The organism is Vibrio mimicus CAIM 602, from assembly GCF_000338875.1.
GTDB lineage: Bacteria > Pseudomonadota > Gammaproteobacteria > Enterobacterales > Vibrionaceae > Vibrio > Vibrio mimicus.
This window is the reverse complement of the sequence record NZ_AOMO01000114.1, coordinates 1-957: the sequence shown is the minus strand read 5'-3', so window position 1 is coordinate 957 and position 957 is coordinate 1. Positions and strand designations below refer to the sequence as shown.

Here is a 957-nt window from a genome sequence, read left to right as displayed (position 1 = left end):
TGAGGCGTTTGTTAGTTTCGTAGCCTATTGTTTAGCAATGACTTTTTAAACACATTTGCTTGAAAGCCATTTTACGCAAAAGTATCCGACAAACACACGTCCAGCGACAAAAGCTGTGAAGTTGGCGACCAAAACGCAAAATGATCAAGGTTAAGTTGTCCACGGTTAAGAGTCCGCGACAAAGAAAGCAAGATCACAGCGATGATGCAGCCTTTTGTGAAATTAAGCTGGCCATGCTGAACATCCAACAACCTTGAAGCATCGAGGCTTGCTAGTTTTCAGCGACTTTGAAGCTACCGAACTTTCAACACGCTCTACCAAATCAGCATCAGACTTCGGCTCAAAAGCCAAGTTGTGCAATTTGAACGCTAAAAGCTGAATATTCAGGACAAATGAGCTTAGATTTTGAAAATTCTTGATTGATAGAAACTAACGCCCGCCTAAGGGGCTGACAACGCATAACAACCAAACTCAAACACAACAACCGTAACCACTTAGGCTCATTGGGACTGGAAACGCCGCGCGTTGACAGTCCCTCTTGAGGCGTTTGTTATGCTTAAGCTTCAACACTTTACTGTTGCACCAACCCAAGAATAACCTACTGAAATCATTGACTAAACTTCGAGTTTTCTTGAATTAGAACTGACTCAAATTTTACCTATGAACTGACCAATGCAGAGTTTCATTTAACAAATGAGCAAATGTGGAAACCCTCTCCGACAAACTCACTCACCACACATTGGCACGACAACTCAATGAGGCAATAACACTGAAACGTACAGCGACAAACATATTGCCGTTTCATTAGGTAGCGCAAAACAATGCTCAATTGCTGACAGACTTTAAGCCCATAAGTAAAGGCACCAGACTGCTCAAAGCGACTTGAGCCAACAATGCTAACCTCGCGCAGACTCAAAAACCAATGAGGCAATAACTCAGAATTTACAGCGCCAGATG

General features: G+C 42.7%; 2 protein-coding genes. Both read right to left on the bottom strand.

Going from position 1 to position 957, the window contains the following annotated elements; genetic code table 11:
• Positions 1-71: 71 nt before the first annotated feature.
• Positions 72-251, bottom strand: coding sequence for a DUF645 family protein (locus tag D908_RS21380; protein WP_005528150.1), 180 nt, complete (start codon positions 249-251; stop codon positions 72-74).
• A gap of 431 nt (positions 252-682) precedes the next feature.
• On the bottom strand, positions 683-916 hold the full coding sequence (locus tag D908_RS23140) for a DUF3709 domain-containing protein (RefSeq protein WP_082321127.1): 234 nt from the start codon (positions 914-916) through the stop codon (positions 683-685).
• Positions 917-957 lie beyond the last annotated feature (41 nt).